The following is a 7486-nucleotide window of genomic DNA, read 5'->3' on the forward strand; positions in this document are numbered from 1 at the left end:
CCTATTCTAAACGCTTATTTAATTGATGTTTTAAAATTGGTATTTGAATTGCGAACATAATTCCAAAAAGTAGCGCGATGTAAAACATTGTCTTCGATACGTTAAAATCTGAAAATATATCCATGACGGAAAAATTAATATAATTATTGAGATTCAAGTAATCTAGCCACTTACTGTTATTATTTGAAGCGCCAAAGAGAACATAGCCAACTACAGAAAACATACCTATACTTATTAGTAACCACATTTTTTTTGAAATTAGAGGTACATAGGTGGTCGCTTTAGTGGTTCCTAAAGCACTTATTTTAGACATTATCGTTTGGGTAAACTCAAACGACGGACTTTCAACTGTTGATTTACCAATTATTTTTCTTGATAAATCGTCTAAATGTTTATCTGCGTTCTCTTTCATAATAATCAATTAATTCTGAATCTAATTGCGATTTTAATATAGCTGCTAATTTTTTTCGACATCTAAATAATTTCACCTTTATAGAATTTGTTGTAATACCAATAATCTTTGAAATTTCATCTAAAGATAAGTCATCAAAATAATATAACGTTAGTAAGAAACTATCTTCACTCGATAATTTACCTATACATCTTTGGATTGCTTCTTTTTGCTCTTCAACTTCCATTTTATCTAAAGCATTATCGATACTGATCACTTGATGTTCTGTAAACTCATTTATTTCAACATTATTTAAATGCTTTTTATTTTTTTTTATTCGGTCTAAACAACTGTTATAAGCTACTCTATAAATCCATGTTGAAAATTTAGAATCACCCTTAAAACGATCTAATGACTTATAAGCCTTAATAAATGTATCCTGAGCGACTTCCTCTGCCTCTTCTCTATTCTTGAGCATTCTTAATGTTAAAGTAAACACCAAGTCTTTGTAACGATCTACTAATATCGCAAATGAATTAGTATCGCCTTCAACAATTTGATTGATGAGTATTTTATCGTTGGTGGTCATTTTTAAAGTGAGACGACATAATTATTTAAATGGTTACAGTATATTGAAAAACTTTTTTTTTAAAATGTGTAACCAAAATGGAATAGGTGTCGTCATAAGCTCAGAACAAATAAATTTAATCAATTAAAAAACAACATTATGGAAGTTATAATTATGGGAATCATATTCGGTTCAATTTTTGGAGTATTCTACTTGTATTTTTCAACAAGAAACAAAGAGCGTTTGGCGCTTATTGAAAAAGGTGCAGACGCTTCAATTTTCATGAAAGGGAAACAGCAAACGGCACCAATCTGGAAAGTACTCATACTTAATCTAGCCTTACTATTAATGGGTATTGGTGTAGGTGTATTTATAGCTTCACTTTTAGATAACTATACAAGTTTAAACGAAGAAGCTGTATATCCAGCAACAATTTTCTTTATGGCTGGATTAGGTTTATTCTTAGGCTTTAATATGACTAAAAACTTAGATAAAGAATAAGACAACACCTATCAACCAACTTTTAAAACTGCTATTTAATCAATAGCAGTTTTTTTGCTTTTATTAAGTCTAAGATTGTGTACCTTTAGCTTTTTAAATTTGAAAATGACATTATAAAAATGAAAAAACTATTAATTCTTATTGCAATCACTTTAAGCATTTCCGCATGTAAAAAAGATGAAAAGACTATTGAAACTGAAATGACTGTGGAAACAAATGCAGAATTTGAAACTGTTTTAAGAGCTTACTACGAAGATGGATTAAAACTTAATCCATTAAACGCAACTGCTGCTGGAGATAACAGATACAATGCACAATTACCAAATTTCCTGTCTGATAATTACGCAAAAGAATTAAAAGATTACTATCAAAATTATAAATCTAATATTAATTCATTTGATGATGCCACTCTCACTTCAAACCAACAATTAAGCAAGCAAATTTTAAATTGGGAATGTGACATAAATCTTGATGGTTTTAAATACAACGAAGATTATACTCCAATTAACCAGATGTGGACTCTACAATTAACTATTGGACAATTAGCTAGTGGATCTAGCTCTCAGCCTTTTAAAACAATGAAAGACTATAAAAATTGGATAGAGCGTATAGATGGTTACCTACAATGGATGAATTCTGCTGAAGAAAAAATGAAACAAGGTATTGATGCTGGTCATGTTTTACCAAAATCTTTGATTGTTAAAGTACTGCCGCAATTAAAAGCTTTGACAACAACTGATGTGAAAGCGCATCTATTTTATAACCCAGTAAAAAGTCTTCCCGATAGTTTCTCTGATGAGGACAAAGAAAAAATCACCAATGCTTTCGCTTCAAGAATTAAAAATGACATAGCGCCTGCTTATAAAAAACTATACGATTTTATGAGCACGACTTATTTAAAAGCTGGTCGAACAACTAGTGGAGTATCAGACATTCCGAATGGAAAAGATTACTACAAGCATCAAATTAAAAAATACACAACGACAAATATGACTGCTGACGAAATTCATAATTTAGGATTAAGAGAAGTAGCTCGTATTTTAACAGAAATGGAAACTATTAAACAAGAAGTAGGTTATGAAGGTGATATCATTTCATTTTTTGATTTTGTAAGAACAAATAAAGACCTAATGCCTTTTAAAAGGCCTGAAGAAGTTATTGAAAACTTCAATAAGATTCATGATATAATGAAACCTCAAATTGAAAAATTATTTGATTTAAAGCCAGAAACAGCGTTTGAAGTTAGACGTACTGAAGCTTTTCGTGAGGCTTCAGCAAGTGCCGAATACAATCCTGGAGCTATAGATGGATCAAGACCTGGGATTTTTTATACTCCAATTCCAGATGCAACAAAATACAATATCTTTTCTGATGAAGCTCTATTTTTACATGAAGCCATTCCAGGACATCACTATCAAATTTCATTACAACAAGAAAACACTAGTCTTCCAGATTTCAGGAAAACTCTTTGGTATAGTGCTTATGGAGAAGGCTGGGCTCTATATTGTGAGTCACTAGGAAAGGAACTAGGTTTGTATAAAAATCCTTACTTATACTTTGGAATGCTAAGCATGGAAATGCATCGCGCTATTCGTTTAGTTGTTGATACAGGTATACATACAAAAGGTTGGTCTCGTGAAAGAGCGATTAAATATTCACTGGAAAATGAGGCTGAAAGTGAAGCAAGTATTACCTCAGAAATCGAGCGTTACATGGCAAATCCTGGACAAGCATTATCCTACAAGATTGGTCAACTTAAAATATTAGAATTACGTGTGAAAGCAGAAAAAGCATTAGGAGATGATTTTGAACTTGCAAAGTTCCACAATCAAGTCTTAGAATCAGGTTGTATGCCGTTAGCTTTACTAGAAACAAAAATAGATAATTGGATTGCATCAGTTAAATAAATATCTCACAGGAGTACTCATATGTATTGTTGTTAGTGGATTTGCTCAAACAAAAGTACTTAGCAATGAAACAAAGTATCCTGTTTCTTATGCTACTATTTCTTTTGGAGATGGGCAAGGTATTTTTGCTGATGACGAAGGAGATTTTATTTTTACTAAAAAATTATATCCTGATGTCGATTCGCTTTTCATTTCTGCATTAGGGTTTAAAGATAAATCGATCGCTACTGTAAATCTTCCAAAAACTATTTTTTTAGATACTGAAACAAATACACTAGATGAAATAGTTATAAGGACAACTATTAATAAAAAGTTTAAAAAAGAAACGCTAAAACCTTATCTAGATGATGATTATTACAAATGTTGGCTTCCAACCATTGAAAGTGAGATTGCTGTATTTTTCGCCAATGAAGATGATAAGTTAAAAAAAATAACTTCAGTTTTATTTCCTATTACTTTAGAGTCACGTGATTGGAAAAAACGGAAACGTAGTAATGCTGACAAAAGAGCTTTTTCTACTTTGTTTAAAGTAAAATTTTATGCAAACGATGATGGTTATCCTGGAGAGCCTTTGGTGTATAGTAATATCGTTTTTAGAGCTACTGAAAAAAATGGAGATGAGTTTCAACTTGATGTTTCAGAGCATGATATCATCTTTCCTGAAAACGGTTTTTTTGTATCACTTCAAGTATTAGGTTATACAGATACAAAAGGAAAACTATTGCCAAACAAAAAATATAAAGAGATTAAAGGCAAATCAGGAACCGTAAAAATCCCAACCAATTTTAGGCCTTTACTGCCTTTTACAGATGAAATTGATAGTTATCGAACTTATATTAAACGTGTGTTCATTAACGGTAACAATTGGGTTCAATTTAAAAAAGGAAATGGTATAGAATCAAGTTTGTTACGAACTAACCTTAACAATTATGGGGTTGGAATTTCTTATAACATTTACAAAGATGAATAGTAGCTGGCAGTTTTATGTGTTGCCTCTAATGCTAATTTTAGCTGGACTAATGCATTTTATAAAACCTAAAGTTTATTTGAGAATCATGCCACGCTATTTACCAAATCATAAATTTTTAGTTTATGCTAGTGGAATCGCCGAAATTGGTTTAGGGTTAGCGCTTTGCATTCCAAAATTAAAAACCTTTGCCGTTTATGGAATTATAGCAATGCTTACTGTGTTTTTGTTGGTTCATTTTTACATGCTCTCTAATAAAAAAGCAAGTGCTGGTCTCCCTAAATGGGTTCTTATTTTGAGAATTCCATTACAATTTGGATTGATGTATTGGGCATGGTGGTACTATTAAACTGTAATTTAACTATTGTATCTCAAAATCAAAATACGTTTTAGGAAAAGGCTCCCATCTTAACGTAAAGTGCCACCACTCTTTTGCATAATTCCTAAAATTATGTTTCAACATTACAGATTGCAATAATTGTCGGTTTTCCTTCTGCTCTTTTGTTAAATCACTATGATTTACCCAAGATTCTTTTCCAAAAAAATCATACGGACTTCCCATATCTAATGGCTCATTAGTAATACCATCGATAATAGTTAAATCTAAAGTACTTCCTCTGCTATGTCCAGAACGTGTAGCAATATACTCTTCACGAAATAAAAAGCGCTTCTCTATATCAGGATAAAATTGTTCTTTATTTATGGTATCATTCAAATCTTTAGCCCAACGCATAAAATGATTCACAGCACGTTGTGGTCTGTAACCATCATAAACTTTTAAACATAAATTCTGCTGCTGTAAATCGTGTTGAACATTTATAAGTGCTTCAACAGTTTCCTTTGTAAGAATCAACTTATTTGCTCTGTAGCCATCTATTGTATCACCAACAAAATTATTCGTTGTAAAATAACGCAGCTCTACGTTTAAATCTGGAATTTCATTTTTTGCATACACAAACCCTTCTGGAAGTCCTAATGATTCTTGAGCTGTAAAAGCAGCTAGAAATAAAATAAATGATATGAATGTAATTTTGAGTTTCATATGAGATAGGCTAATTTAGATAAAAAAATAGTGATGGACTTATTTTCTGAAGAAAAAACGGTTTTAATATTGCCAAATGCAGAGTTGATTTACATTCCGAACTTCCTAAGTAAAGAAATGTCAAACTTCTATTTTAAACATTTAAAAGTAAATACAGATTGGCAACAAGACAACATAATAGTATATGGAAAAACCTACAAACAGCCAAGACTAACTGCGCTCTTTTCAGAAAACAACTTAAACTACTCCTACTCTAATATTACAATGACACCCAAACCTTTTACTCCAGAATTATTAGATATTAAACAGCACATTGAAAATGAAGCACAGCATCAATTTACAACAGTACTATTAAACTATTATAGAGACGGAAATGATAGTAATGGCTGGCATGCGGATAATGAAAAAGAATTAGGAAAAAACCCAATTATAGCATCATTAAGTTTAGGCGAAACAAGACCATTCCATTTTAAGCATCGTACAGTAAAATCAGAACGATATAAAATAGCATTACAACATGGAAGCCTATTAATAATGAAAGGCACAATGCAACACTATTGGTTACATCAAATTGCAAAGACAAAAAAGGAGATTGGAGAGCGAATTAATTTAACGTTCAGAACGATACAAACTCTATAAAAAGAAAAAACCGAGATCCCTCAATCTCGGTTTTCCTAATTTGCGTTTTATTTATGTGGTAGATTTAGGGTCACTAACTCAGCACATAAGCAAATATTAATTAATTAATCCATTGAACTAAAAACTAAATTTTAGTACACTTCAAATATAGAACAGTATTTCAATTTACAAGTTAAAATACATAAATAATCGATGAAATACACTTAATTTTAACATTTATAGATGAAAACATGCATTTCACCGATGAAATACACACTAAGAATTGTTAAAAAAATAACGCTTCAAATAATTTAAGAATAAAATCGTTAGATTAAATAGAATACTTTTTTACGTATTTTTGATTTCGTTTTAACACTACTCTTATTAAATGAAACAATTAATTAGTTACCTATTCCTTTTATTTACTACAGTAGGTTTTAGTCAAGAATTAAAATTTTCTTCTGAAGATATATCAATTAACGATCATATAGATGGTACATTGTTAACCCCTACAAATAATAATAGTTTTATTTTAGCAATCATTGTTGCTGATTCTGGACCGACTGATAGAGATGGTAATCAAAACTTTCAGAATAATGGCGCATTAAAGAAATTAGCTGAAGGACTTTCAAATGAAAACATCTCTACTTTTCGATATGATAAACGTATTGTTAAACAAATAAGGAAAGGAAAAGTCGATCCAAATATTTCGTTTGATGATTTTATTTCTGATGTAAATACTATTGTTTCACATTTCAAGTCTCAAAATAAATATTCAAAAATTGTTATTATTGGTCACGGGCAAGGGAGTTTAGTTGGTCTGGTAGCTTCCAAAAATGATATTAATCAATTTATATCTATTGCTGGTTCAGGTAAATCAATAGATAGCGTTATCATAGATCAAATCACACAAATGGATCCTGCCCTTGTAAAAAGTACTAAAAAAGCGTTTGAAAAACTCAAAAAAGGAACCATTATAACAGAATACCCTCAAGCATTAGGCTCGATTTTTAGTTCAGATGTTCAGCCTTTTATGATGAGTTGGATGAAATACAATCCTCAGGAACTTATAAAAGAATTAAAAATTCCAACACTTATAGTAAACGGCACAAAGGATTTACAAGTGCCTGTTTCGGAAGCCGAGCTTTTAAAAAACGCCTCTTCTAATGCTGAGATAAAAATAATTGATAATATGAATCACGTGATGTTTATTATTGAAGGAAAAGAATTAGAGAATTCAAAATCGTATAATGAGTCATACAGAGCTATATCTAATGAACTTATACAAGCTATAACTGCATTTATTAAAAGCTAATAATTTAAAATTCGTAGTGTCTTAAAATTAAAAAAGCATCTCAAGACTGAGATGCTTTTTTACTAACTAACCAACCAAATGTAAATGCTTACTCCTTTATTTGAGGTAATCACTCCTCGTTTAAGATCTTCATAATCACTTACAATACACATAGTGCAAAGGGTGTGCCAAACTTAA

Annotated in this window: 9 protein-coding genes; 6 read left to right on the forward strand and 3 right to left on the reverse strand. The window is 30.8% G+C overall.

Annotation, left to right across the window (positions count from 1 at the left end; translation table 11 throughout):
• Position 1: 1 nt before the first annotated feature.
• Positions 2-412 (reverse strand): hypothetical protein, encoded by a 411-nt coding sequence (locus AB8B90_RS03655; protein WP_405333738.1) that lies wholly within the window; start codon positions 410-412, stop codon positions 2-4.
• Entirely contained in the window at positions 393-980 is a 588-nt protein-coding gene (locus AB8B90_RS03660) for an RNA polymerase sigma factor (RefSeq protein WP_405333740.1), read from the reverse strand. The genes AB8B90_RS03655 and AB8B90_RS03660 overlap by 20 nt, the downstream gene beginning before the upstream one ends.
• Positions 981-1118: 138 nt before the next feature.
• Between AB8B90_RS03660 and AB8B90_RS03665 the strand changes: the two genes are divergently transcribed.
• The 4 genes from AB8B90_RS03665 (at position 1119) to AB8B90_RS03680 (ending at position 4683) form a co-directional block, all read left to right on the forward strand.
• Positions 1119-1460, forward strand: a complete 342-nt coding sequence (locus AB8B90_RS03665; RefSeq protein WP_405333742.1) for a DUF6249 domain-containing protein — start codon at positions 1119-1121, stop codon at positions 1458-1460.
• Positions 1461-1579: 119 nt separating this feature from the next.
• Positions 1580-3367, forward strand: a complete 1788-nt coding sequence (locus AB8B90_RS03670) for a DUF885 domain-containing protein (RefSeq protein WP_405333744.1) — start codon at positions 1580-1582, stop codon at positions 3365-3367.
• Positions 3351-4337, forward strand: a complete 987-nt coding sequence (locus tag AB8B90_RS03675) for a hypothetical protein (RefSeq protein WP_405333746.1) — start codon at positions 3351-3353, stop codon at positions 4335-4337. Before AB8B90_RS03670 ends, AB8B90_RS03675 begins: the two co-directional genes overlap by 17 nt.
• Positions 4330-4683, forward strand: coding sequence for a MauE/DoxX family redox-associated membrane protein (locus AB8B90_RS03680; RefSeq protein WP_405333747.1), 354 nt, complete (start codon positions 4330-4332; stop codon positions 4681-4683). The genes AB8B90_RS03675 and AB8B90_RS03680 overlap by 8 nt, the downstream gene beginning before the upstream one ends.
• Before the next feature lie 12 nt (positions 4684-4695).
• Here AB8B90_RS03680 and AB8B90_RS03685 read toward each other — a convergent pair whose 3' ends face one another.
• On the reverse strand, positions 4696-5376 hold the full coding sequence (locus AB8B90_RS03685; RefSeq protein WP_405333749.1) for a M15 family metallopeptidase: 681 nt from the start codon (positions 5374-5376) through the stop codon (positions 4696-4698).
• 33 nt (positions 5377-5409) lie between these two features.
• Between AB8B90_RS03685 and AB8B90_RS03690 the strand changes: the two genes are divergently transcribed.
• Together AB8B90_RS03690 and AB8B90_RS03695 are read left to right on the forward strand one after the other, a co-directional pair.
• Entirely contained in the window at positions 5410-6015 is a 606-nt protein-coding gene (locus AB8B90_RS03690) for an alpha-ketoglutarate-dependent dioxygenase AlkB family protein (RefSeq protein WP_405333751.1), read from the forward strand.
• A 367-nt stretch (positions 6016-6382) separates the two neighbouring features.
• The gene (locus AB8B90_RS03695) at positions 6383-7309 is read left to right on the forward strand and encodes an alpha/beta hydrolase (RefSeq protein WP_405333753.1); all 927 of its coding nucleotides are present in this window, start codon (positions 6383-6385) and stop codon (positions 7307-7309) included.
• The last annotated feature ends 177 nt before the right edge of the window (positions 7310-7486 follow it).

It is taken from the genome of Psychroserpens sp., from assembly GCF_045105015.1.
GTDB lineage: Bacteria > Bacteroidota > Bacteroidia > Flavobacteriales > Flavobacteriaceae > Psychroserpens.